The sequence below is a fragment of the Pseudomonas entomophila L48 genome (genome assembly GCF_000026105.1).
Lineage (GTDB): Bacteria > Pseudomonadota > Gammaproteobacteria > Pseudomonadales > Pseudomonadaceae > Aquipseudomonas > Aquipseudomonas entomophila.
In genome coordinates this window covers 2,642,602-2,664,739 of sequence record NC_008027.1, presented here as the reverse complement: position 1 = coordinate 2,664,739, position 22,138 = coordinate 2,642,602, and the positions used below count along the sequence as shown (strand labels likewise).

Here is a 22,138-nt window from a genome sequence, read left to right as displayed (position 1 = left end):
AACAGGCAACGCGGTGGCTGGCACCGGCTATGCCGGTGTTCGCCGGCAAGGCCGGCTCCTACACGGGGTCAAACCGAACGCAGGTTCAAGGGGCTCGATTCAATATCACCCGGCTGCCGCACATCCTGGGCACACGCCACGAAATCTTCCTTGCGCAGTACCACCAGCGCAATCAGCGATGCCACCCCGGTCGCCACATAGAAATACCAGGGCGCGGTGATGTCGCCGGTCACCTTGATCAACCAGGTGGAAATCAACGGCGCGCTGCCGCCGAACACCGCCACTGGGATGTTGTAGGCCATGGCGATGCCGGTGGAGCGGATACGCGTCGGCAGCAGCTCGCTCATCAGCGCATAGGTCGACGACGCATACAGCCCGAACAGGATCGCCACCGCCATCAACGGCCAGAACAAGGTGGCCGGGGTGGCGCCGGGCGCCGCCTTGAAGAACCAGTACATGGCCAGGGTCGCCAGGACGCCGATCACCATCAGGAACGGTTTGCGCCCGTAGCGGTCGGTGAACGCGCCGCCAAACGGCATCACCACCGCCGCCGATAGGCTGGCGACGAACACGTAAAGCAAGGTGGTGCCGCTGTCGAACTTGAGGGTGTTGGACATGTAGGTCGAGGCGAAGGTCAGCACCAGGTAGAAGATCGAACTGTGCAAGGTGATGATGAAGAACACCAGGGCGATCGAACGCTTCCACTGCCACACCTCGCGCAGCGGCGCCTTGGAGGTTTCCCCGGCCTCCACCAGCGCGATGAACTCCGGGCTGTCCTCCAGCTTCAGGCGGATATACAGCGAGATGAAGCCCAATGGGCCGGCAATCAGGAACGGAATGCGCCAGCCCCACTCCTGCATCAGCTCGGCACCCAGCGCCCAGGTCATGCCGTTGGCCACGGCGCCACCCAGCAACAGGCCTAGCACGGCGGTGACCATCAGCCAGCAGGTGGCGAAGCCACGGCGCCCGGGGCCAGCGTATTCGGAGATGAAACTGGTGATGGTGCCGATCTCGCCGCCAGCGGAGAAGCCCTGCACGCAGCGGATCAGCACCAGGATCACCGGCGCGGCGATACCAATGCTGGCGTAGGTCGGTAACAGGCCGAGCAGGAAGGTGGAGCCGGCCATCAGCACCAGCACCGTGATCAGCGTGCGGCGGCGGCCGATGCGGTCTGCCAGGGGGCCGAAGAACAAACCGCCCAAGGGGCGGATGAAGAAGCTCAGGGCAAAGGCCGCGAAGCTGGCCAGCAAGCTGCTGGTGGGGTCGTCGGAAACGAAGAAGGCCTTGCCGATGTACAAGGCCAGGAAGCCGTAGACGCCGTAGTCGTACCATTCGATCAAGTGGCCGGTGGTGGCGCCGAGAAACGCCCGGCGCCGCTGGCGCTGGGGGGTACTGAGTGACATGCCCATCAAGGGAACTCCTGTCGTGTTGCTGTCCATGAATAGCGTGCTTCAGGGGCTGCTCAAGGCCCCTTTCGGGTCTTGCAGCCACTGCCGCACGCGGGTCTTGAGAATCTTGCCATAGCTGTTTTTCGGCAGCTCGGTGCAGAACTGGTATTTTTTCGGTTTCTTGAACGAGGCCATGCGCGCCAGGAACCAGTCGTTGAGCGCCTGGGCCTGGAGGCAACCCGGCCGGCGCGGCACCACAAAGGCCACCACCGACTCGCCCCACTCGGGGTCGGCCTCACCCACCACGCACACTTCGAACACCCCGGGGTGCTGCATCAGCACCTCTTCCACTTCCCGCGGGTAGATGTTGCTGCCGCCGGAGATGATCACATCCTTGCTGCGGTCGGTGAGGGTCAGGTAGCCCTGTTCATCGAGCTGGCCAATGTCGCCGGTCAGCAGCCAGCCGTCCACCAGGGCGGCACGGGTGGCCTGCGGATTGTCCCAATAGCCCTGCATCACCGGCGCGCCGCGCACGGCGATCTCACCGGTTTGCCCGGGCGGCAAGGGGTGTCCGTCAGCGTCCACTACCCGCACCTCGACGCAAGCCTGGGCACGCCCCACCGAGGCGGCGATGCGCGGCCAGTCGGGGTTGCTACGGTCGGCGATGACCTCCCGGGACAGCGCGCTGATGGTCATCGGGCATTCGCCCTGGCCGTAAATCTGCACCAGGCGCGGGCCGAAGGTGTCCAAAGCCTGTTCCAGATCGGCCAGGTACATTGGCCCGCCGCCGTAGACGATGGTCTTCAGCCCTTCACCGCCATAACCCTGCTGCCGGGCCTGCTCGACCATGCGCTTGACCATGGTCGGCGCGGCGAACAGGCTGACATTGCCCACCGCCCGGGCCAGATCGAACAGCTCCGCCGCCTGGAACCCGCGGGACTCGGGCACCACATGCCGGGCGCCACAGCGTACGTGGATGAAGTTGTAGAGCCCGGCGCCGTGGGAGATCGGCGCGGCATAGACCACCGCATCGTCCGCGTCCACCGTGTCCACATCCAGCGGGTAGCACAGGGACATGGCGACCAGGTTGCCATGGGACAGCTTCACCCCCTTGGAGCGCCCGGTGGTGCCGGAGGTGTAGAACAGCCAGGCCAGGTCGGCGTCTGCCCGAGGCTGAGGCCGCACCAGTTCAACGCCCGCCATCTGCCGAAGTTCACCCAGCCCGGGCGCGGCCAGTTCCCGGCAGCCGAGCGGCAAGGCGATGCCATCAAACACCTGGCCGTCATCGGTGTAGATCAGCCAGGCCCCGGCGTTGCCGGCAATCCAGGCGGCTTCCAGGGCGTGCAGCTTGCTGTTGATCGGCACCGCCACCGCCCCGCACCACCAGATGGCGTACAGCAGTTCCAGGTAGCCGCAGCTGTTCTTCATCAGCAGCGCCACCCGGTCGCCCGGTGAGATGCCATGTTCGTGACGCAGTTGCAGGGCCCGAGCCCGGGCCCGCGCGGCGAACGCCTGGTAATCGGCCACCTGGCGCGCGCCCTCGAACAGCGCCGCGCGTTGGGGCCAGCGCTGGGCGGTGTCGCACAACCAGTTGGCGATGTTCATGTCACACCCGCACCGCCTGCAGGACACTGGCGTAGTTGGCCACCGCCATGCCGCCCATGTTGAACAGCAGGCCGAACTCGGCACCCGGCACCCCCAGGCCGATAGGTTCGCCAACCAGCTGGGCAAAGCCCAGGGCGTGCATCGACACTCCGGTAGCGCCCACCGGATGCCCCTTGGCCTTGAGCCCGCCGGACAGGTTCACCGGCAGGCGCCCGCCCGGGCGCACGGTGCCGTCGTCGATGGCACGGTGCCCTTCCCCTCTGGGCGCCAGGCCCATGGCCTCGTAGATCAGCAGTTCGGCGATGGTGAAACAGTCGTGGACCTCGGCGAAGCTCAGGTCGTTCAGGGTCACACCGGTTTCGCGCAACGCCCCGTGAATTGCCCGCTGCGGCCCCTCGAAGGCCAGCATGTCGCGGCGCGACAACGGCAGGAAATCGTTGACCTGCACCATCGAACGGATCGCCACCTGGCGCCGCATCGACCGCGCCCGGCGCGGCGACGCCAGGATGATCGCCGCCGCGCCATCGCTGATCAGCGAGCAGTCGGTCAGGCGCAGCGGCGGCGCGATCAGCGGGTTGCTCGGCGAGGGGTTGTTGCAGTGCTCGAAATCCATCACCCGGTGCATCTGCGCCAGCGGGTTGGCCATGGCGTTGGCGTGGTTCTTCACCGCGATCGCCGCCATCGATGCCAGCGGGCTGTGATAACGCTCGGTGTACTGCTGCGCCACCTGGCCGAACAGCTGGGCAAAGCTCAGCCCAGCCTCCGACATCGCGTTCTGGTAACCGGCGCCGGCCAGCGCCCGGGTGACCTCGACCGTGCTGTTGCCGGTCATCTTCTCGGCCCCCACCACCAGCACCAGCTCGGCGGCGCCGCTGCGGATAGCGTGGATCCCCGCCTGGATCGCCGCCGCCCCCGAGGCGCAGGCGTTCTCGCAGCGGGTGGCGGGCTTGAAGCGCAGTTGCGGGTCGGCCTGCAGCATCAGCGAGGCGGGAAAGCCATCGGCCACCAGCCCCGAGTTGAAGTGGCCGAGGAACAACGCATCGATCTCGGCGGCCTCGATGGCGGCATCGGCCAGGGCGTCGCGGGTGACCTTGACGATCAGGTCCTCGAGGTTCAGGCCATCCAGGCGACCAAAAGGACTGTGCGCGGCTGCGACGATGGAAACGGAATCGTGAAACATGGTGATTTTCTTCTGTCCTTGAAGCGGGTAATCCATACAATGTGTCAGCACCCGAATCCCACGCTAGTTGGGGCAACTACGTACGTGAGTAAGTAGTGAGCGCTACGGGGCATGACCATGACACCGAGGCAGGACGCCTGATGACCGTACACACCCCACCCTACCCCGACCTCGAGCGCCTGGCATTTCAGGTGTCGCCCGCGCCGCAACTGATTACCGGGCATCGGCGGATGCTCGATTGCAACCAGGCGTTTGCGCGGCTGTTCGGGTATACCCGTGAGGAACTGCAAGGGCACCTGACCCTGTTGTTGTATCCCTCCCATGCGGATTACCAGGCCATTGGTGAGCGCAGCGAGCACTGGCTGCGCAATGGGCTGGGGGCTTTCTATACCGATGAGCGTTTCATGCAGCACCGCAATGGCGAGGTGTTCTGGGCGCGGGCGCATGGGTTCACGTTGACGACGGAGGATCCGTTCGAGCTGATGATCTGGCATTTCGAGCGGCTGGATCGGCAGCCGGCGCCGACGGTGCAACTGACGCCTCGGGAGCGGGAGATTTCGTTGCATATCGTGAATGGGTTGACGTGCAAGGAGGTGGCGCGGCAGCTGGGGATATCGCATCGGACGGTGGAGGTGCATCGGGCGCGGTTGATGAAGAAGCTGCAGGCGAAGAACAGTGCGGAGTTGGTTTCGAAGATTATTTTTATTAGTTGAATTGGCGACCAGACAATCTTCACAGTTGATACACAACCTTATTGCTTACGTCGATTATCCCGACACCATCCAGCAGTCATTTTTCACCCGTTTTTTCCGGTTTTTCTACCTGAGGGAATTGCATGCCACTAAAAAATTCGTCAGTCTCGGCAGCAGAGACGATTCGAACATTTGTGAAAAAATCATTGGTCGCAGTGTAGGCGTACTCCAAACGCTTTTCTTCCGCAAGTACATGGGTGGCTTTCGCAAGCTCTAACTCCCATTTTGCCTCGAGTGCATCGATCGCAAATTTTGATTGCTCCCGCCCTCGCCAGCTTCTTTCCCAACGAAAAAAATTACTTACTCCTGTCAGTACGGCTATCGTCAAGCTCACTACCGGCATAACTACGTCTTTATGCTGAAGATCTGTAACTGTAATGACGGGAAGGATAACTCCAAGCACTATTGTTACGATGCCACACACCCTGAACATATAGAAAGGGTAAGACTGGTGCTTCGCATACCAGTCTCGGCGCGGATCAACAAAGCTCTTCTTTATGGACCGCGCAGCATCTGTGAAATGATGAAGCGAATCACCAACAGCTTCGCCACGCGAATGCTCCTGCTTACCTGTCGCCATGTCGGTCCCCTCTCGATGCTACCCAACTCTCTACAGTAGAGGCGCTAGAACGCCATTTGGCAAATCACCAGCAGGTGCTGGAGCAGAGGAATCGACGGTTCTCGCGCCGAGCATTGACAATGCGTAAAAACCAAGAACAAACCAGTTAAACCGCTTATATCAGATAGAGCGTGATGAATATTGCGCTTTGCTATTAATCAACAGTCACCCTGTGACAATATCTGTGCGTTCCATTAACGGAGGTTCAACTACCTCTGCATAAAGCCGAGCGCCCTCCCTACCCGCCCGGCAGCCGCTCCAAACGCTCCTTGCTCCTCTGAGACGTTGAAATGGTTGAGCTAGAAACAAGCGTGCATGCAATTTCTCAGGGCTTACCTGTACAGGCTTCGGATTGATGAGGAGCGCGGACACTTCAGCCCGGTCAAGCGGCTCCCTTGGCTTGCTGCTCCAGATGCACCTGCAATGTCGGATCGATTTGCAGTGCACTGGCCAATTCGTCCAGATAGGCCCGCTCTGCGGCCTGCTGGTCATCCACCAGCATCACGCTGGCGAGGTACATTTCCGCGGCCATGGCCGGGTCCTGAGCCGACTGCGCCACCTCGGCAGCATCGAGAGGCTTGCTGACTTCCTCGTCCAGCCATTGCTGCAGTTGCGGATCGTTGGTTTGACGTTTGATTTCGGCGTAGATCAACTGTTCTTCTTGCTGGTCGATGCGACCGTCAGCCTTGGCTGCCGCAATCAGCGCGCGCAAGATGGCATGGCTGTGATCGTCGGCCTCGGGGCCGGACAATTGATCGACAGTACGCAGGGCCTGTTGCGGGGCTGCCGCCTGGCTGCGCTGCCAGCTTTGATAGGCCTGGAACGCTAGCATACCCAACGACGCCAGGGCTGCGTAGTTGGTACCACCTGTGGAGCGTCCCTGGGTAACGCCGCCACCGCCACCGCCACCCAACAGGCCGCCGAGTAGACCACCAAGGCCACCACCGCCACCCGCCGCACTGCCGCCGCCAAGCAGCCCACCCAGCAAGCCGCCCAAACCACCCAGGCCGTCTTGCGATGACAGGCCGCCGCTCCCTTGTTGCGCTTGTGAGGCCTGGCCGGCCCGAAGTAACTGTTCGAGTAGATCACTGGTGTTCATTGCAGCGCCCTCGGTCGGTAGTCGGTGCCCAGAGAAGCAACGATAGTCCCCGCAAGGCAATCCGCCATGACCGTTTGGCCGACAGGTAATCCGGGGCTTATCGAGCTGACAGCTCACCATCATGCAAGCCCTCTATCGCTTGTCTGCGGGGGCTATGGGCCGAAAACGGGTACTCGCGAACGACGGCTTTCGCCCCATCGCGGGCGTTCGTGGAGGGTTGCAGATGGCCAGGAGCAGTGGTTCAAAGCGGACAGCTCTAGGCCAAAAGCCCTCATGAGCGGTCATCGAGCGCTTCCGAAACCAGGAACGATTCACAGTCGTTGCTTGGCAAGACCGCAATTTCTCTGATGTGTGGGTGTGAAGCCGCCACAGCCAGATGCAATCAGTGCTCAAGCTAACCTCAGGATATGCTGGAACGATTTGCTGTCTTTTCGACCACTCGTCTAGACTTTCTCTCTGAGCAATTGCTCACGTCGAGCGCACAGGCATTAGTGCACTCATCTCCTACGCAGGCTACATGAGGGATCTAGCTATGCGAATGTCTGCGATCTTTAACGTGTTTCGGAATGCCTTGGTTGTCGTGTTGTTTTCGATTACTGCTGGTTGTGTGAACCTTGAAGAAGTACAAAAGTTCACAGAGCAGTCCGCAGCGCTTTCTTCCTCCAACGAAATAACTGGATATTTAGACAAGGGAGCGGCCCGGCGGGCAAAACTGGAAGAGACAAACAACTCTCTTTTGTACTCAGTCAACTGCGATGAGTACTCAAGCAGGCAGGCTCGGATACAGAAAAAGAAGAAGAGCGAAATAACGTGCCCACCACTGCTGACTGTCCCTCCGTTCCCGGCAGGCCTTAATGAAGACAACAAAAAATCCATTGCAAGTCTTCACGTAGTCATTTCGGATTACATGGCAAAATTAGCGGTACTCTCTGGCAGTGATGTCGTATCGCTTGACAAGAGCACTGACGAACTGGTGAGCAATCTAAACAAGCTCCCCTATACAGCAGAGTCCGCATCAAAGGAAGAGAAGGAGAAACGAAATGCTGCTTATGGCGCCATGGTTAAGCTAATAAGCATACCGCTCGACCTATGGCGACAACATGAGCTAAAAAGGATCATTCAGGAGAACGATGAAAGCATTGGAACTCTTGCGAATCTTCTTGCGAGTATCCTACGCGACCAGGCCGGCAAGATTGATTCAGAATCTAAGGTCGTGAGCAATTGGTACAACTTGGCTGATAGCACTTTCCCTGCTGACACACTGGAGGGGGCCTTGTATGTTAAAAATGAAAGAGATGCGAAGCTAGCCGAGATATCCAGCAAAAAGAAAGCGGCAGAGGCCTACTCTGAGGCGCTATTGGAAATCAAGAACACACACCATAAGTTAGCGACAGAATCTGGATCCCTTGATTCAGACTCCGGAAAGCAAATTATCGAGTATGTGAAGGCGGCAAGGGAAAAGGTCGTGGCCGCACGGAAGCAGTATGACGAAGCCTTCAAAGGAGAGTCTTCCAAATGAGCGAAAACACGCTTGACCCCGCCGGCTTGAAGAAAATATATGACGATTTGAAGAGATCGCACGACAACATAAGGAACAAAATTGATGCTGAAATGGAGAACCCTCCAGCGACAAGGTTGCCTCATGATGATTTGCTGAAAATGAGTAGCGACGCGGGCAAGATCATGGTAGGCGCGAATAGCGCTTACGATATGTACGTTGCCAATGCCATAAAGGATATTCAAAGTAGCGCCAAAAAAGTCAAAGATGGGATCAAAGACGCTGCGGACACTATCTTCTCCTTGCAGGAAGCGGCAAAAATCATTGGAATTATTGCATCTCTGGTTGATATTGCTGCCGTCATAGCCTCATCGATTCAGGATTGGGACAATCTTGGCAAGTTGCCCGAGTTAGTCAGAAATCTTAACAAACAGATTAAAGCTGCTAAAAAACCTGATGTAGGACAAGGGGGTATTTAGTAGCCCTCAAACAACCTATAGTCACGTACTGGCCGTTTTCTGTCCTTGGCGAGGGCTGTTGTCGACCGTCAGCTGCCCTTCACCACCGGCAGCTAACGGCCAGAAGCAGACACTCAGGAGTAGTCGAGCTCTGTGGCATGAGCGCTGTTGGCACGCCGCCAGCCCCACTGGGGAGTGAAAGCCCTGATCATGAAGCGGGGAATACCGCAGTGTCTCAGGCGCCCTTCCAAGGGGGAACCCGGAGCGTTCGGATACGAACACCCCGAGTGAGCTGCTCCTTGCCGAGCAAGGAACAAAGTCTTGGGGCCTGGGTTTATGCCTTACTGCTTCCTATGCACGCCGGCGAAGGCTCGCTCGCAGGTCTATCGGACCGCTTAAAGATTGTTTGCTCTAGGTGTTTACGCACATCGTCCCATTCCATTTGTTGGTCGACAGCTTTGATCAGCCAGGCTCCGACCACAATGGGATCGTTTTCGTAGACGTGCTTCCCGGTTCGGGTGTAGGTGATCAGCCACCCCGGATAGTCATCCTTGTCGTGGTGATAGTCCCCAAGGTTTGCTTCTACCTGTTCGCCATAGTTGTAGACCTTCGTCAGCACAGCGTATGGCCTTCCGGCTACATACTCATCGACCCGACAGGTATGGGCTGGTGAGAAGGAGTCCTGCATGACGTGCAGCATGCTCCCAAGAGCAACATCCGGTGTGAGAAGGTTGCGGCCCTCATAGTCCGTTCCGGCAGGAGCAAAGAGCGTCCGAACCTTCTCGTTCTTCTTGTCTTCAAGGCAGTAGTTGAGGTCGACCCGAGGCATCCCAAGCTTGATCTCATCTGCCTCAGTCAAAGGGTCGTCTGCCTTGATTTTCTTGATCGCTACCTTGTAGGCGAATTCCATCCAGAGGAGTGCCTCAGATGTAGTTTTTCTTAACCTCGCCTGATCATCCCCAGCGTTGGGTTCGTTTGTCATAAAGTGCAGGTATTGCATACTGCCGTAGTGGGAATGCCAGGGAAGATAGTCTGCCGCCTTGACCCTGCAGCCACTGACACCGCCTCGGTACTCGGCATGGGTGTCTTCGAATTGCCTCCTTAGCTTGAGCAGTCCAGTGGTGAAATTCGCGCCCTCACCCCAAGTGAACATGAGCGGATCGTCGTTCCACCAACTGCCATAGATGATCCCATAGGTGGTGTGCCGGGGCTTTGCTCCTTTGGGCCACTCAGCACCAGTAATGAAATTCACTGAGTCACCACCAGCACGGTTCACCAAAGCTACCTTGGGGTTCCTTAAGTAGTAGGCAGGCTCAAGGTACTCATTGATAGCAAAATTGGTGAGGTGCTCGTGGACGGTGTTGAAATCATTCTTCAGCCAACACGTATTGATGAACCAAGCCCGGATCCTGCCCTGGTCTGGAACGCCATTTTTTATTTCCAGGACGCGATAACAAGGGTTCACTTGAAATGCGAACGCCTTGGAAGCACAGATCGTGAGGAACGCAATAATGGTTACTAGAACGGCACAGCGTATCTGCTTCATGGCGTCTTCCTTGGCGAGGTAGCGATTGACTATCAAGCATAGAGTGCACCACAGACTCTGCATTCCTCATGAAAATTCGCCTGGGCTATCTCAGCCCGATGGAGTTCGAGCGGTGCTTTGCGAGCAGTAGCTCTTAATTGCCTGGCCACCAGTTCCGGGGCATACCAAAAGGCTTGCGTAATTCGGTCTCTTACGTGATCTGAGATGCACGCATTCCAATATGTTGAGAGATTCCAGGTCAACAGGGACGTCCGCGATGGGGCGAAAGCTGCCGTTCAAAAATAGCTGCCTTCGTCCAGAAGCGAAAACCTGGATTCAGCGTTACATCTCAATTGACAACGAACCACAAAACATCAGAGTGTTGCAGAGAACCATTTGGGAGACCATAAATCCCAATGCTGCTCCCAGAAAACCAATGCTCGCGACAATCCATGGCAAATTTGCCTTCACGCGATACCTCAGCAACCAAGCCGCCCCACCTACGCCAGCCAACATGCCAGGTACTGAGAACACGTGCCCCAGCCCAGTCAACCCCTCGGGACGGCCTGGGCGGGACATGATGTTCATGTAGATCAGCAAGGTGGCTACCGCTGCCGCTGTCGCCCCAGTTAAAAACAGGGCCGGAGGGCGGAGAATCAGGCCCAGTATCAGTGCCGCCACGGGCACGGCGATCAGGTAACCGCTGCCGATATACAGTGGGTTGGCCCCCATGCTGGCGTAAAAAAGTCCGGGAACAATCAACAGGATGGAATAGGCAAGATCATCTCTACGGCCTACTGTCATTCCTAGCCTCACTTTGACCTGCGTGTCTGCTGGAATAGCGTAGCTGGCGTGGGTGCTCTTGCTCGAAGGGGCTTCCGTGAACCAGAGGAGGTTGCTCTGCTTCGAGTCATGAAGCAAAGCGGCCCTCCCCCTCGATTGTCGTTTCAGACCTTCTTCAATATGCCCATATGCGCATCGTCCATCAGTGCCTTGGCCATATCGCTGAGGTAGTGCGAAGCCCAGACCAGCACCGGTTCGTTGTCCATCACACCGATGAATGACGCGCGGCGGGCGCTGTCGAGTAGCACGGAGGCTTGTTCCATGGCGTGGTTGGCGCAGTTGCCGGGTTCTACGCGGAACAGGCGCGTGCCTTTGGTGGCGCCCTCCATAAACGTGCACGCGCCGACGGTCCAGCCGAGTTGGCCGTGGTCTGCTGGGATTTCGTTGCCCATTCGGGATTCCTCTGAAGCTTTGAAAGGGTGACCGAGCTACCTGTAGGAGCGGCTTCAGCCGCGATCACCAGCAACGCTGGTGCCAGGCACCGCGGCGTCTGCATCGCGGCTGAAGCCGCTCCTACAGGAGGCCTGCGCAGGCCAGTCAGTGCAGCGTGTAGGACGGTGGCCGGGCGCTCATCTGTAGCTGAGCCAACGCCGACTCCAACAACGTGCGGGTAGCATCGAGTTCGTGCATCACCGTCAGCATCACCAGCGTGGCGGGTGACTTGGGCAGGTGGGTCAAGGACTGATGCGTCACCGCCAAGGCACACATGACGTATTCAGTGGCGTGAACCAGGGTGTCTTCGAGAAAGTAAGGAGACTCGGTGGAATGGGGTGGATCGGGAACGATCTTGAGCATAAACACCTCGCAATGCGGAAGTCGGACCGCCGCCGCTCCACTTGCAGGTGAAGGGTGGCAGCTACGTACGGGCCTGCAAGACCGGGGCATTACGAGGCGAAAACCCGGCTGACCAAGAGGTCACCCGCACGTAGCCACCATTGCGCGAAACCCACGGCAAAGCGCCGGGGCCCATGGTGAGCACCTTCGTAATACCGCGCAGGCTTGCAGACCCGGTCGTTGATTTGGCAATGACCCGGCGAGACTAGACCTCACGGCGAAGGCGCAAAAGCGGCCAAAGCATGCTTCGGAAACGCCCTACTCGAAATAGGGAAAGTCTGATCCATCCACGTAGGACGACAGCCCCCCACTTCCCACCATTCCCAATCCCGCCCGCACCCAGTACACTTGCGACAAATTCTTATTTGCATCCAGATATGTCGTCAGGGGAACCTCGATGTCCACCGTTGTGTCCGACGGAGCTGCACACTTTGGCTTGGAAACGCTCTACCGCGAGCACAGCGGCTGGCTGCACGGCTGGTTGCGCCAGCGGCTGAACAACACCGCCGATGCCGCCGACCTGGCCCAGGACACGTTCATCCGGGTGCTGCTGGCCCGCACCGCTGGCACGCTCAACCAACCGCGCCACTACCTGGCGACCATCGCCCGTGGCCTGGTCATCGACCTGTACCGCCGCCGCAGCCTGGAAAACGCCTACCTCGAAGCCCTGGCACAACAGCCGGAGCACTACGCGCCCTCCGCCGAAACCCGGGCCGCCGTCCTTGATACCCTGATGGCCATCGACCGCATGCTCGATGGCCTCGGCCCACGCACGCGGGCGATCTTTCTCGCCGTGCAGCTCGACGGCCTGAGCTACGAAAAAGCCGCCGAACACCTCGGCGTTTCGGTGACCACCGTGCGCAAGCACCTGGCGCGTGCACTGATGCATTGCCTGCTGATCGAGGGCGCATGAAGGCCATTCTCGCCGATGCCGTGGACTGGTACGTGCGCTTGCATGACAGCCATGTCGATAACGCCACCCGCTCCGCATGGCAAGCCTGGCACGCCGCCGACCCTAGGCACGCCGCCGCCTGGGCACGGCTGGAACAACTGCAATGCCGCCTGGGCAACGCCCCCAGCGGCGCTGCGCAAACGCTGGAAATCGCCCGACGGGATCGACGCCATGCCGTGAAAGCATTGGGCCTGTTGCTCGGGGTTGGAGTGGTCGGTTGGCAGGGTTTTCGGGCCTCACCGTGGCATGCCGATTACTCGACACGGGTCGGCGAGCGGCGCCAGCTGACCCTGGCCGATGGAACGCGCCTGGACCTCAATACCGACAGCCGTGTGGATGTTCGCTTCGACAGTGGCTGGCGCCTGATCCATCTGCGCCAGGGCGAGATCCTGGTGGAAACCGCCAAGGACCCGCGCCCACTCAGTGTGCGCACCGCCGAAGGCGAGGTGCTTGCCCTCGGCACCCGGTTCAGCGTGCGCCAGGACGCTGGCCTGAGCCATGTGGCCGTGACCGCCCATGCCGTGGAAGTGCGCCCCATCCGAACGGCGCAGGTAGTGCGCATCGATTCCGGGTACCGCTTGAGCTTCAGCGCCGACGACGCGGGGCCACTAAGTCCCCTGCCCCCCGGCGCCCAGGCTTGGGCCCAGGGCATGCTGGTCACTGTCGATTGGCGCCTGGGCGATGTGGCCCATGAGCTGGCGCGCTACCGCTTGGGTTATCTCGGGTGCGCAGGCGAAATTGCCGGGCTGCGCCTGTCCGGCGCCTTTAACCTCGACGACACCGACGTCGCCCTGGCCAGCCTGGAAGATGCCCTGCCCGTCCGCGCCCGGCGCATGACCCGCTATTGGGTGCGCCTTGAGCCGCTCGGCATCGGTTAAGGCAACTGCCCGCCACCTCCCCATACACCACTGAGAATTTTTCGCATTCAGGGGTGACAGATTTCTTTCACTGCTTCGGCTCTAGAGGACGCGCGCATCAGCCGCGCCCAAGCCAACCAGAACAGGAACCCCCTTTCATGTCCGCACGCCGTACCTCGCTAGCCTGCAGCATTCGCCAGGCGACCCTCGCGCTGAGCCTTTGCAGTGCCGCGCTGGCGACCTCGACCGCCTGGGCCGCACCGCAGCGCTACGATATCCCGGCCGGCAGCCTGGCCTCGGCGATCAGCCAGTTCGCCGCCGCCAGCGGCGTGACCATCAGCTTCAGCCACGACGAAACCACTGGGCTGCAGTCTTCGGGGTTGCGCGGCAGCTTCGAGCTGGAGCAAGGCTTTGCCGCGCTGCTGCAGGGCTCCGGGTTGCGGGTGCAGCCGATGGGCGAAAAGCGCTATGTGCTGAGCAAGGCGCCCACCGACGGTGCCGTCGAACTGGGTGCGACCAGCATCGACGCCATGGGCCTGGGCAGCACCACCGAAGGCACGGGCAGCTACACCACGGGCTCGGCCAACACCGCGACCGGGCTGCGCCTCTCCGCCCGCGAGACGCCGCAGTCGGTGAGCGTGGTCACCCGCCAACAGATCGAAGACCAGAACCTGACCGACGTTGCCCAGGTGCTCGAGCAGACCCCAGGCGTGGTGGTCAACAGCATGGGGCCGGCCGGTAGCGACGCCAACCATATCTATGTGCGTGGCTTCGAGGTCGGAAGCATCCAGGTCGACGGCGTCAACCGCCCCGACACCTATGGCTTTCGCGACGACCTGGCCGACATGGTCTCGTACGATCGAGTGGAAGTGGTGCGCGGGGCCACGGGCCTGATGTCGGGGACCGGCGACCCTGGCGCCACCATCAACCTGATCCGCAAGAAGCCGACCGTCGAGACGCAGCGCAAGCTGACGCTCAAGGCCGGCTCGTGGGACAACTACCGCACCGAGCTGGACATGTCCGGCAAGTTGTCGGAAAGCGGCCATGTACGTGGGCGTTTCGTGATGTCGACCACCGACGGCCAAAGCCATATCGACCGCCAGTCGCTGGAGAAGGAAGTGGCCTACGGGGTGGTGGAATGGGACATCACCGACAGCACGATGCTGACCGTGGGCGCGGAATACCAGGAGCTGGACAGCGACGGCGCTGGCAACCATGGCTTCCCGATGTACAACACCGATGGCAGCCACTTCAAGCCGTCCCGCTCGTTCAACTCGGCCTCGGACTGGAGCTACCACAAGCGCCGCGCGAAGACGCTGTTCACCACCCTGGAGCACCAGCTGGACAACGGCTGGCAGCTGAAACTCAACGCCGAGCACAGCCGCCGCAGCTACGACGACGCCTTCGCCACCGCTGCCAGCGGCACCGTCAACCCCGATGGCAGTGGCATCAACACTTGGACCGGGCGCTGGGCGGGCGAGCCCCGGCAGACGTCGTTCGATCTGTCGGCCAATGGCCCGTTCGAGCTTTTCACCCGTGAACACCAGGCGTACCTCGGTGCCAGTCACTACAAGGCCTACTACCGCAACAACGGCTACCCGCTCTGGTCGTTCCAGACCATCGACAACATCCACACCTGGGACGGTTCGCTGGCGATCCCGGACGCCATCCACACCAAGTCGACGAAAGACGCGCTGGACGAAACCCAGGACGGCCTGGTGGCGTCAGTGCGCTGGAGCCTGGCCGACGACCTGTCGCTGATTACCGGTGCGCGGGTGATCGACTGGAAACGCGACGAAGCCAACACCACCCTGGCCACCGGCGACACCAGCCGCACCTCGCGCAGCGAGACCGGCGTCGTCACGCCTTACATGGGGCTGGTCTACGACCTCAACGAAAACTGGTCGGCGTATGCCAGCTACACCACCATCTTCAAGCCGCAAAGCAAGCAGGATGTCAGTGGCGGCTACATCGAGCCGGAAGAAGGCGTGAACTACGAGCTGGGGCTCAAGAGCGAGTTCTGGGACAAGCGCCTGACCACCGCGTTCAGTGTCTTCGAAGTGCACCAGGACAACCTGGCCGTGGCGGACGGCAGCAACCTCGCCCCCGATGGCAACCAGGCCTACCGCGCCGAGTCCGGCACCAAGACCCGTGGCTTCGAGATGGAGATGGCCGGCGAGGTCCTGCCCGGTTGGCAAGTCTCCGCCGGCTACACCTATGCCGTGGCCAGGGACTCCGATGGCAAGCGCCTGCTGACGGACGTGCCGCGCGACACCCTCAAGCTGTTCACCAGTTATCGCCTGCAGGCCCTGCCGCAGTTGAAAGTGGGCGGTGGCGTGCGCTGGCAAGGTGCGGAGTACAGCAAGAACGCAGGGCCCGACGGCGAGACGTTCAACCAGGGCGCCTACAGTGTGGTCGACCTGATGGCGCAATACGCGTTCACGCCGCAAACCAGCGTCGCCCTGAACCTGAATAACGTGTTCGACGAGAAGTACTACACCGCAATCGGTTCGCGGGGCTGGTATGGCACCCCGCGCAGTGCCACGGCCACGTTGGTCTATGCGTTCTGACGCAAGGGTGTGAAGCCGGGTGGCCTCCCGTGCGCGGAGGCCACAAATGGCGAATGATAGCCTTTTAGAATCATCGCGCAGTCTCTACAATCATGCCCCGATTTCCCTGGAAGCTCTGCATGACTGTCTTCACACGCCTGTGCCTGTGCCTTGGCCTCACCCTCGGCGGTTGCGCCGCCGTCCCCCAGAATCAAGTGGCACCGGTCACCCTGCCGTCACCGGTGAACGAGGCGCAAAAGCCGAGTGTCCATGTTTCGGTCAGCCACTACTTCGGCTCCCCGTTACCTCACCAACTGGCGGGTTCGCTCAAGGGCGCTGGCTTGGAGACGGACACGCAACGCTTGCAGAGGCTGGCCGCCCTTTCCCCGCTCGCCCCCGTTGGCGTGCAGCAGAACACCACGCAACAGGTGCGCCAGATACTCGACGAAACCGGGTTGTTCGCGCATGTCAGCATGAATGGCGAAGCGGTGCGTCCTGGTGATTACCAACTGGACCTGAGTGTCTACACCTACTGGCCGTTCAGTGCCGGCGAGGCACTGGCAAGCATGGCCACACTGGTCACCTTGGGGCTTGTCCCCAGCAGCCGGCCACAAGAATTCAAGTTGATACTGAGCTTGCATGGCCCGGACAAGCAGCCTCTGGCCTGGGCTGCCAACAGCGATGCGATCGACCAGCGGGTGGGCCTCGTCAACCTGGTGCGGCTGGGTGATACGGAGGAAAAGGCTGAGTACGATACGCTCAAGCGTCAGGTCAATGCGCTGCTGTTGAATGCGGTGCAGCGCGGCCTGATACCTGAGTTGACACAAGCATCTGAAGCACGCCATGGGTAATGACTGCTCGCCGCCAGGCTCGCTGACAAGGACTTCCCTGAAAGAGCGGGTCCGGCGTCCGATGCTTGCGGCAGTGGGAACAATAACAGGATCGAGTGTCCTCAAATACCAAGCACAACAGATCAAACGGCCCCTCAAAGCTCTGTCGATGGATCAATGCAAACGCTCTTATTCCTCGGCCATCAAGAGCGCGGGCCGCTTCGATGTGACTGTAGCTCGCCAAGTACCAGACTTGCGGCTTCTCGCTTGAGCTCAGGTGTAAAGGCGCGGTGTCGCTTGCTCATCGCACATCCTCAATGGCGGGTATTTTCGCCCAAATAAGTCTTCAGACAGATTAGAACACTACTACATCACCTCAGCCGACCTAGCATTTTTACTAGTTGCGCCCTCGACGAGAGTGAATAAATATCGCTCAAGGCACTTAAAATCACAAACCAGATTCTCAACCAGCCATTCAAATATGGAAGTAGCCCTCATGAAAAGCGCACTTAAATGCTTACTACTTTCACTCGCCTGCATGGTAAGCGTAACATCATTAGCCGACATGACAACGGGCCTGTCGACAGGTGCGGTCGGATTTTCCCAAGCACAATCCAATTCAAACAATGAGAGCGTAGAGCCATGCGACACCCCGGAAACCGGGGTATATACGCCTATCTTAGGAAAGGTTGTTTTCCCAGCATTCGCTTCACTATCAAATGTCGATGTACGTATCTGGTACTTGGAGCAAGAAGGGCGTATACCATCGTTGATCAACAAAAAAGCGTGTACGCTAGAGCAGCAGGCCCGCCAGGCTTGGAGCTTGCGTAACTCGTTCAGAACAGCCGCCCGGTACGCGATGTTGGACCAGAGTGAGGCCACTACCCTGAACAAGACTCGGGCAAACTTGACCTGGAGTGAAACGGTCTCAAAATACAGCAGCACTACGTGTCAAGATGATTGTGTCTGGACTACGATTATCGAAGCAGCCCAGCGCTCAAATCAAGAGGTTAACAAGGCATTGGGCGTGACACCACCAGGAAAATAGAAATGGAACTGAATGAATTTCTCTTGACCAACATCCACTGGAATCGCACTACGCCTGAAGCTGACTACAAAGCCACGCTCGCAGGAAAAGAGGTCCGAATCACACTTAACGACTTCCCAACAGAACAAGCTTACACCTTGATTTATAACGAAATCATTGTCGGTTCTTTCGATGATTGGCCAAGCACCTGGAGTCGAACTACTGGTAGCTAGGCACTGTAGAAAAAGTGTCCGCCAGCATCTAACATCGGCGGACACTTGAACAGTTCACCTGAACAGCCCGCCCTGCCCTTCGAAATGCGCGCTACAGCGCACGAACACCTCGGCCTGGCGATACTCCATCGCCAGCTCCAGGTAGCTGCACCCCTCGTCGAACAGCCGCCCCATCAGGAACCGGTCCGACTCCGGAATCCGGTAGGCATCGAGGTTGTCCAGGTCCGCCCACACCAGCGGGTGCTTCTCCTCGACCAGCGTGGGCCGGGCCTTGGCCTCGAAGCTGTAGACGAAGATCAACCAGTTCCAGTCCGGCGACCGCGAGTAGTCATACACCAACCCTCGCGGGCGCAGCGGCTCGGTGATTTCGTAGCCCGTCTCCTCGGCGAACTCGCGGCGTGCGCAGTCGATGGGAATTTCACCGAACTCGCACTTGCCGCCCGGCGGCAGCAGGAAACTGCGGTATGGCGCAGTCTGCCGGTCCAGCAGCAGTACCTGCCCCTCGTAGGTGCAGTACACCAGGGTGCTGAGCCTGGGGCTCATCGATCGATCCATCAGTAAGTCTTCCAGTTGAAGTCGTTGGCATTGTCGCACAGCAACCCCAGCCGCCCGCCCATGCGTACCCCGCGCTTGCGGTAGTCGTCGGTCACCGTCTCGAAGGCGAAGGTCGACAGGTCGGCGAACAGGGTGTCGGCGTTCCTCACCAGGAAGAACAGCTTGCTGCGCAAGTCATATTCCATGACCAGCCGCAGGGTCGCTTCGTTCACCGTATCGCACTCGACGATCACCCCGAACTCGCCGAAGTAGGCCGTCGGGTACACCACCCGCCGCACGGGGATGCCCTTGCTTTCGAGGAAGCCGTACATGAACGTCTCGTTCTGCAGGCGCATCAGGTCCAGGCCCGACTCCTTGCCGCAGAAGATCCCGAAGAACAGCGGATTGTCCCGCGCGTGAATCGCCTCGACGGTCAGCTCGAAGCCCACGGTCTTCTCGCTGTAGTAGCCCTTGAACTCGCAGAACGGCCCTTCGTCGATCATCTTGCCGCTCAGGGTGGCGTGCAGCACCAGTTCGCTCTCGGCCGGCACTGCCGGGTAGTCACCCAGACGGCACAGGTCGATGGGCGCATCGGCGATGGCCGAGGAGAACACGTAGCTGTCGACGTCCGCCGGGATCTTGCTCGCCCCGCCGATATAGGCCGAGATCGGCCCGCCGTTGAACAGGCTGACCTTGACCTCGCCCTCCTCGCGCAGCCGCTCGTGAATGATCGCGTGGGCGTCGGTGCGGGGGTCGATGAACACCGCGATGGTGCGCCCGTCCTTGATCTCGCCGCGGTAGAAGCCCAGGTTGTAGCACCCGGCCTTGTCCTGCACGCAGAACACGAACGAGGTCAGGTAGCGCCCGCCGTCACCTGGCTGGTACTTGAGAAATGGCAGGTCCAGCAGCGACCAGTCCATCCGCTGGAACGCCCACGGCGCCCGCACGGGGGCGCGCTGGTCGGCGTGCACCCCACGCGCGCGCCGGGCGAATTCCGGCTGCACGTTCTCTTCGTTCAAGCCCAGCCCGCGCAACATCAGCTCACGCTTGAAGGCGTTGTCGACATAGGGCACCCCAGAAGCGCAGGCGACATTGCTGAACTTCACCACCGGGTAGGCCTTGAGGTCGTAGTGCTGGTGCAGGTAACGCGAGATCTCGAGGTCGGTCTCGAACAGGCCCGCGACTTCGTCGACGCGGGCCTCGCTGAGTAGGCTTCTCATCAGGCGTCGATCCTTCTTTCCCAGGGGAAGCGCACCCATTCGGTGACTTCCCGGGCATGGAACTCGACCATCTCGTTGACCTGGGCACGGTCGCCGTTGGCGGCGTTGAACACCAGGCTGGCGACATAAATGTCACGCCCATCCACGCCGTATTGCTCGCGGATGAAGCGCACGGTTTCGCCGCTGCCGACAATATCCTCGATCACCAGCCATTTCTTGCCGGCCTGCGCCAGCGGGCTGATGTCCACCAGGCGCGGGGCGGCCTTGTGCGAGTCGACGCCATCGGACAGGTTGCGCCGGATCGACAGCGTGGCCACTTCACGCACGCCCAGTTCGTGAGCCACGATCACCGCCGGCACCCAGCCGGAGCGCGCCACGCCGACGATGGTATCGAAGGTGTAGTCTGACTTGCGTACCGCCTCGGCGATGGCCAGTGACAGCTGCTCCACGTCGTTCCAGGTCAGGTTAATCATGGCTGAGTACCTCGGCCTTGTAGTCGATGGGATGCTTGGCCGCGTCCAAAGCATGAGGGCGGCTTTCCTGGCTGGTCTGCACCGACACCTCGATGAACTCGTGGCGTTCCAGAAGCTGCTGGTAGTCGCTGGCGCCGCAGTAGCTGAAGCCCGACTGCACACCGCCGATCAGTTGGTACAGGTAGGCGCGCAACGGGCCGGCGTACTCGAAGCAGGCCTCGATGCCTTCGGGCACGTAGCGCAGCAGTTGCTCCTCGGTGATCTTCTGGCCTTGCAGGCGCTTGAGTTCGAGGTTAGTGCCGAAGGTGACGAAGCCACGGGTCAGCTTGAAGCGCTTGCCGGACACCTCCAGCAACTGCGCGGCGCTTTCGTCGGTGCCGGCGAGCATGCGCCCGAGCATCACCGCGTGGGCGCCGGCGGCCAGGGCCTTGACGATATCCCCGGAGCTGCGGATGCCGCCGTCGGCGATGATGCTGACACCCGCCTCCCTCGCCGCCGCGGCGCATTCGAGGATGGCGGTAAGCTGCGGCACCCCGGCGCCGGTCACCGAGCGCGTGGTGCAGACGCTACCCGGGCCGATGCCGACCTTGATCACGCTGGCCCCGGCCTTCGCCAGGTCGAGCACGCCTTCGGGCGTGGCGACGTTGCCGGCGACGATCGGGATATCGCCCAAGCGTTCCTTCACGTTGGCGATCGCGGCGATGGCGTGGGTGGAATGGCCGTGGGCGATGTCCAGGGTCAGGAAGTCCACATCGCAGGCGGCCAGCCCCGCAGCGCGCTGCAGGTAGTCGTCGACGATGCCGATCGAGCCGCCGACCTTGAGGCGGCCCTGGCTGTCCAGGGTCGGCGCGAAGTCGGGTTCGCGCTGGCTCACCGGCGCGCTCTTCACCGCATGGACGAAGGCCACCTGGTCTTCGATGCTGCACATGCGGTGGACGATGCCCAACCCGCCCATCCGCGCCATTTCCATGGCCATGCGGTCCTCGGTGCACCACTGGGTGTTGGCCGAAATGACCGGCACGCTCAGGCGGCCGAGGCCCTTGAGCTCGACGCCGATATCGGCGTCCTTGCGGCTGGCCAGGTGGGTTTTCTTGGGCACCAGCAGCACGTCGTCGAACACATAGCCCTTTCTAAACATGCTGCGCGCCTCCCACGTTGCCGGCCGGGTACTCGGCCCAGCAGTTGGGGGTTTCGTATACGCGGATGGTGTCCACGCGCACCTGCGCGGCGCCGTGGCCGAGGGTGGCGACCTTGTCGCTGAGCAACTCGTACCAGTGCTTGGCCAGCGCCTCGGCGGTGGGCGAGAACGGCACCAGGTAGATCTTCATCCCTTCGCCGTTGGTCAACGGCAGCGCCACGCCGGAGGTGCGCACATCGCGGGCCGGGCCGTGGATGTCCAGCACCTGCAGCAGGTACTCGTCCTCGGCGTCGACGATCAGCGCGTGATCGCACAACTCGTCGATGCACTGCACCATGGCATCCTTGGCAAAGCTGAAGTCCAGCACCATGCCGGTCTCAGAGCCATGGGTGGCGAGCTCGTCGGCGCTGCAGGTCATGTGCACCGAGTAACGGTGGCCGTGCAAGTTGCGGCACTTGGAGCCATGGGAGCGGATCCGGTGGCCGGCGTCGATTTCGATCTTGCGGTCGATCTTGAACATGTCC

23 protein-coding genes are annotated in these 22,138 nt (G+C 60.6%); 9 read left to right on the top strand and 14 right to left on the bottom strand.

The genetic code is table 11. The features are described from left to right. Nucleotides 1–68: 68 nt before the first annotated feature. From PSEEN_RS11820 to PSEEN_RS11810, 3 genes are read right to left on the bottom strand one after another with little or no spacing between them, the layout of a single operon-like run. The gene (locus tag PSEEN_RS11820; RefSeq protein WP_011533744.1) at nt 69–1,409 is read right to left on the bottom strand and encodes an MFS transporter; all 1,341 of its coding nucleotides are present in this window, start codon (nt 1,407–1,409) and stop codon (nt 69–71) included. Nucleotides 1,410–1,451: 42 nt separating this feature from the next. Next, nucleotides 1,452–2,993: a class I adenylate-forming enzyme family protein gene (locus PSEEN_RS11815; protein WP_011533743.1), complete on the bottom strand. Its 1,542-nt coding sequence runs from the start codon at nt 2,991–2,993 to the stop codon at nt 1,452–1,454. 1 nt (nt 2,994) lies between these two features. Then, nucleotides 2,995–4,173 (bottom strand): acetyl-CoA acetyltransferase, encoded by a 1,179-nt coding sequence (locus tag PSEEN_RS11810; protein ID WP_011533742.1) that lies wholly within the window; start codon nt 4,171–4,173, stop codon nt 2,995–2,997. A gap of 140 nt (nt 4,174–4,313) precedes the next feature. Between PSEEN_RS11810 and PSEEN_RS11805 the strand changes: the two genes are divergently transcribed. Next, on the top strand, nt 4,314–4,886 hold the full coding sequence (locus tag PSEEN_RS11805; RefSeq protein WP_011533741.1) for a LuxR C-terminal-related transcriptional regulator: 573 nt from the start codon (nt 4,314–4,316) through the stop codon (nt 4,884–4,886). A 76-nt stretch (nt 4,887–4,962) separates the two neighbouring features. Here the strand turns inward: PSEEN_RS11805 and PSEEN_RS26120 are convergent, their stop codons facing one another. Next, nucleotides 4,963–5,505: a DUF4231 domain-containing protein gene (locus tag PSEEN_RS26120; protein WP_083789172.1), complete on the bottom strand. Its 543-nt coding sequence runs from the start codon at nt 5,503–5,505 to the stop codon at nt 4,963–4,965. Nucleotides 5,506–5,926: 421 nt separating this feature from the next. After that, entirely contained in the window at nt 5,927–6,643 is a 717-nt protein-coding gene (locus PSEEN_RS11795) for a tellurite resistance TerB family protein (protein ID WP_011533738.1), read from the bottom strand. Between the two features lie 538 nt (nt 6,644–7,181). On the opposite strand from PSEEN_RS11795, the gene PSEEN_RS11790 reads away from it, so the two are divergent. Next, the gene (locus tag PSEEN_RS11790) at nt 7,182–8,162 is read left to right on the top strand and encodes a hypothetical protein (protein ID WP_158020245.1); all 981 of its coding nucleotides are present in this window, start codon (nt 7,182–7,184) and stop codon (nt 8,160–8,162) included. After that, nucleotides 8,159–8,620 carry a hypothetical protein gene (locus PSEEN_RS11785; protein WP_044488043.1) on the top strand — a complete coding sequence of 154 codons (462 nt, stop codon included), beginning with the start codon at nt 8,159–8,161 and terminating at the stop codon, nt 8,618–8,620. Before PSEEN_RS11790 ends, PSEEN_RS11785 begins: the two co-directional genes overlap by 4 nt. A 313-nt stretch (nt 8,621–8,933) precedes the next feature. Here the strand turns inward: PSEEN_RS11785 and PSEEN_RS11780 are convergent, their stop codons facing one another. The 4 genes from PSEEN_RS11780 to PSEEN_RS11765 form a co-directional block, all read right to left on the bottom strand. After that, entirely contained in the window at nt 8,934–10,145 is a 1,212-nt protein-coding gene (locus PSEEN_RS11780; protein WP_011533735.1) for a hypothetical protein, read from the bottom strand. A 321-nt stretch (nt 10,146–10,466) separates the two neighbouring features. Continuing rightward, nucleotides 10,467–10,928: a hypothetical protein gene (locus PSEEN_RS11775; protein WP_162042919.1), complete on the bottom strand. Its 462-nt coding sequence runs from the start codon at nt 10,926–10,928 to the stop codon at nt 10,467–10,469. Nucleotides 10,929–11,071: 143 nt separating this feature from the next. Then, nucleotides 11,072–11,359, bottom strand: a complete 288-nt coding sequence (locus PSEEN_RS11770; protein ID WP_011533733.1) for a DUF3077 domain-containing protein — start codon at nt 11,357–11,359, stop codon at nt 11,072–11,074. A gap of 145 nt (nt 11,360–11,504) precedes the next feature. After that, nucleotides 11,505–11,762, bottom strand: coding sequence for a hypothetical protein (locus PSEEN_RS11765; RefSeq protein ID WP_011533732.1), 258 nt, complete (start codon nt 11,760–11,762; stop codon nt 11,505–11,507). A gap of 436 nt (nt 11,763–12,198) precedes the next feature. Here PSEEN_RS11765 and PSEEN_RS11760 point away from each other — a divergent pair, with 436 nt between their 5' ends. The 6 genes from PSEEN_RS11760 (at nt 12,199) to PSEEN_RS26635 (ending at nt 18,249) form a co-directional block, all read left to right on the top strand. Then, entirely contained in the window at nt 12,199–12,714 is a 516-nt protein-coding gene (locus PSEEN_RS11760; protein WP_011533731.1) for a sigma-70 family RNA polymerase sigma factor, read from the top strand. Next, nucleotides 12,711–13,631 carry a FecR domain-containing protein gene (locus PSEEN_RS11755; protein WP_011533730.1) on the top strand — a complete coding sequence of 307 codons (921 nt, stop codon included), beginning with the start codon at nt 12,711–12,713 and terminating at the stop codon, nt 13,629–13,631. The genes PSEEN_RS11760 and PSEEN_RS11755 overlap by 4 nt, the downstream gene beginning before the upstream one ends. A gap of 137 nt (nt 13,632–13,768) precedes the next feature. Then, nucleotides 13,769–16,180 carry a TonB-dependent siderophore receptor gene (locus PSEEN_RS11750; protein ID WP_011533729.1) on the top strand — a complete coding sequence of 804 codons (2,412 nt, stop codon included), beginning with the start codon at nt 13,769–13,771 and terminating at the stop codon, nt 16,178–16,180. 119 nt (nt 16,181–16,299) lie between these two features. Further along, nucleotides 16,300–17,010 (top strand): hypothetical protein, encoded by a 711-nt coding sequence (locus PSEEN_RS11745; RefSeq protein WP_011533728.1) that lies wholly within the window; start codon nt 16,300–16,302, stop codon nt 17,008–17,010. Nucleotides 17,011–17,485: 475 nt separating this feature from the next. Beyond that, nucleotides 17,486–18,037 carry a hypothetical protein gene (locus PSEEN_RS26640; protein ID WP_158020244.1) on the top strand — a complete coding sequence of 184 codons (552 nt, stop codon included), beginning with the start codon at nt 17,486–17,488 and terminating at the stop codon, nt 18,035–18,037. 2 nt (nt 18,038–18,039) lie between these two features. After that, a complete protein-coding gene (locus PSEEN_RS26635) occupies nt 18,040–18,249 on the top strand; it encodes a hypothetical protein (RefSeq protein WP_011533726.1) in 210 nt (69 codons plus the stop codon). A gap of 54 nt (nt 18,250–18,303) precedes the next feature. Here the strand turns inward: PSEEN_RS26635 and PSEEN_RS25805 are convergent, their stop codons facing one another. Genes PSEEN_RS25805 through PSEEN_RS11720 form a run of 5 tightly spaced genes read right to left on the bottom strand, consistent with a single transcriptional unit; the run spans nt 18,304 to nt 22,134 of the window. Beyond that, nucleotides 18,304–18,792, bottom strand: a complete 489-nt coding sequence (locus PSEEN_RS25805) for an NUDIX domain-containing protein (protein ID WP_011533725.1) — start codon at nt 18,790–18,792, stop codon at nt 18,304–18,306. A gap of 11 nt (nt 18,793–18,803) precedes the next feature. Continuing rightward, a complete protein-coding gene (locus PSEEN_RS11735; RefSeq protein ID WP_044488040.1) occupies nt 18,804–20,003 on the bottom strand; it encodes a UbiD family decarboxylase in 1,200 nt (399 codons plus the stop codon). Continuing rightward, nucleotides 20,003–20,476 (bottom strand): phosphoribosyltransferase, encoded by a 474-nt coding sequence (locus PSEEN_RS11730; protein WP_044488038.1) that lies wholly within the window; start codon nt 20,474–20,476, stop codon nt 20,003–20,005. Before PSEEN_RS11730 ends, PSEEN_RS11735 begins: the two co-directional genes overlap by 1 nt. Next, a complete protein-coding gene (gene guaB, locus PSEEN_RS11725; protein ID WP_011533722.1) occupies nt 20,469–21,614 on the bottom strand; it encodes an IMP dehydrogenase in 1,146 nt (381 codons plus the stop codon). Before guaB ends, PSEEN_RS11730 begins: the two co-directional genes overlap by 8 nt. Continuing rightward, a complete protein-coding gene (locus PSEEN_RS11720; protein ID WP_011533721.1) occupies nt 21,607–22,134 on the bottom strand; it encodes a 6-pyruvoyl trahydropterin synthase family protein in 528 nt (175 codons plus the stop codon). The genes guaB and PSEEN_RS11720 overlap by 8 nt, the downstream gene beginning before the upstream one ends. Between the last annotated feature and the right edge of the window lie 4 nt (nt 22,135–22,138).

Bases quoted from the DNA above. Each gene is read 5' to 3' on its own strand.
- guaB (WP_011533722.1), bottom strand. From the start codon at position 21,614: ATGTTTAGAAAGGGCTATGTGTTCGACGACGTGCTGCTGGTGCCCAAG.
- PSEEN_RS11815 (WP_011533743.1), bottom strand. From the start codon at position 2,993: ATGAACATCGCCAACTGGTTGTGCGACACCGCCCAGCGCTGGCCCCAA.
- PSEEN_RS25805 (WP_011533725.1), bottom strand. From the start codon at position 18,792: ATGAGCCCCAGGCTCAGCACCCTGGTGTACTGCACCTACGAGGGGCAG.
- PSEEN_RS11730 (WP_044488038.1), bottom strand. From the start codon at position 20,476: ATGATTAACCTGACCTGGAACGACGTGGAGCAGCTGTCACTGGCCATC.
- PSEEN_RS11790 (WP_158020245.1), top strand. From the start codon at position 7,182: ATGTCTGCGATCTTTAACGTGTTTCGGAATGCCTTGGTTGTCGTGTTG.
- PSEEN_RS11810 (WP_011533742.1), bottom strand. From the start codon at position 4,173: ATGTTTCACGATTCCGTTTCCATCGTCGCAGCCGCGCACAGTCCTTTT.
- PSEEN_RS11760 (WP_011533731.1), top strand. From the start codon at position 12,199: ATGTCCACCGTTGTGTCCGACGGAGCTGCACACTTTGGCTTGGAAACG.
- PSEEN_RS11775 (WP_162042919.1), bottom strand. From the start codon at position 10,928: ATGACAGTAGGCCGTAGAGATGATCTTGCCTATTCCATCCTGTTGATT.
- PSEEN_RS11820 (WP_011533744.1), bottom strand. From the start codon at position 1,409: ATGGGCATGTCACTCAGTACCCCCCAGCGCCAGCGGCGCCGGGCGTTT.
- PSEEN_RS11805 (WP_011533741.1), top strand. From the start codon at position 4,314: ATGACCGTACACACCCCACCCTACCCCGACCTCGAGCGCCTGGCATTT.
- PSEEN_RS11755 (WP_011533730.1), top strand. From the start codon at position 12,711: ATGAAGGCCATTCTCGCCGATGCCGTGGACTGGTACGTGCGCTTGCAT.
- PSEEN_RS11750 (WP_011533729.1), top strand. From the start codon at position 13,769: ATGTCCGCACGCCGTACCTCGCTAGCCTGCAGCATTCGCCAGGCGACC.
- PSEEN_RS26640 (WP_158020244.1), top strand. From the start codon at position 17,486: ATGAAAAGCGCACTTAAATGCTTACTACTTTCACTCGCCTGCATGGTA.
- PSEEN_RS11770 (WP_011533733.1), bottom strand. From the start codon at position 11,359: ATGGGCAACGAAATCCCAGCAGACCACGGCCAACTCGGCTGGACCGTC.
- PSEEN_RS11745 (WP_011533728.1), top strand. From the start codon at position 16,300: ATGACTGTCTTCACACGCCTGTGCCTGTGCCTTGGCCTCACCCTCGGC.
- PSEEN_RS11795 (WP_011533738.1), bottom strand. From the start codon at position 6,643: ATGAACACCAGTGATCTACTCGAACAGTTACTTCGGGCCGGCCAGGCC.
- PSEEN_RS11785 (WP_044488043.1), top strand. From the start codon at position 8,159: ATGAGCGAAAACACGCTTGACCCCGCCGGCTTGAAGAAAATATATGAC.
- PSEEN_RS11720 (WP_011533721.1), bottom strand. From the start codon at position 22,134: ATGTTCAAGATCGACCGCAAGATCGAAATCGACGCCGGCCACCGGATC.
- PSEEN_RS26120 (WP_083789172.1), bottom strand. From the start codon at position 5,505: ATGGCGACAGGTAAGCAGGAGCATTCGCGTGGCGAAGCTGTTGGTGAT.
- PSEEN_RS26635 (WP_011533726.1), top strand. From the start codon at position 18,040: ATGGAACTGAATGAATTTCTCTTGACCAACATCCACTGGAATCGCACT.
- PSEEN_RS11780 (WP_011533735.1), bottom strand. From the start codon at position 10,145: ATGAAGCAGATACGCTGTGCCGTTCTAGTAACCATTATTGCGTTCCTC.
- PSEEN_RS11735 (WP_044488040.1), bottom strand. From the start codon at position 20,003: ATGAGAAGCCTACTCAGCGAGGCCCGCGTCGACGAAGTCGCGGGCCTG.
- PSEEN_RS11765 (WP_011533732.1), bottom strand. From the start codon at position 11,762: ATGCTCAAGATCGTTCCCGATCCACCCCATTCCACCGAGTCTCCTTAC.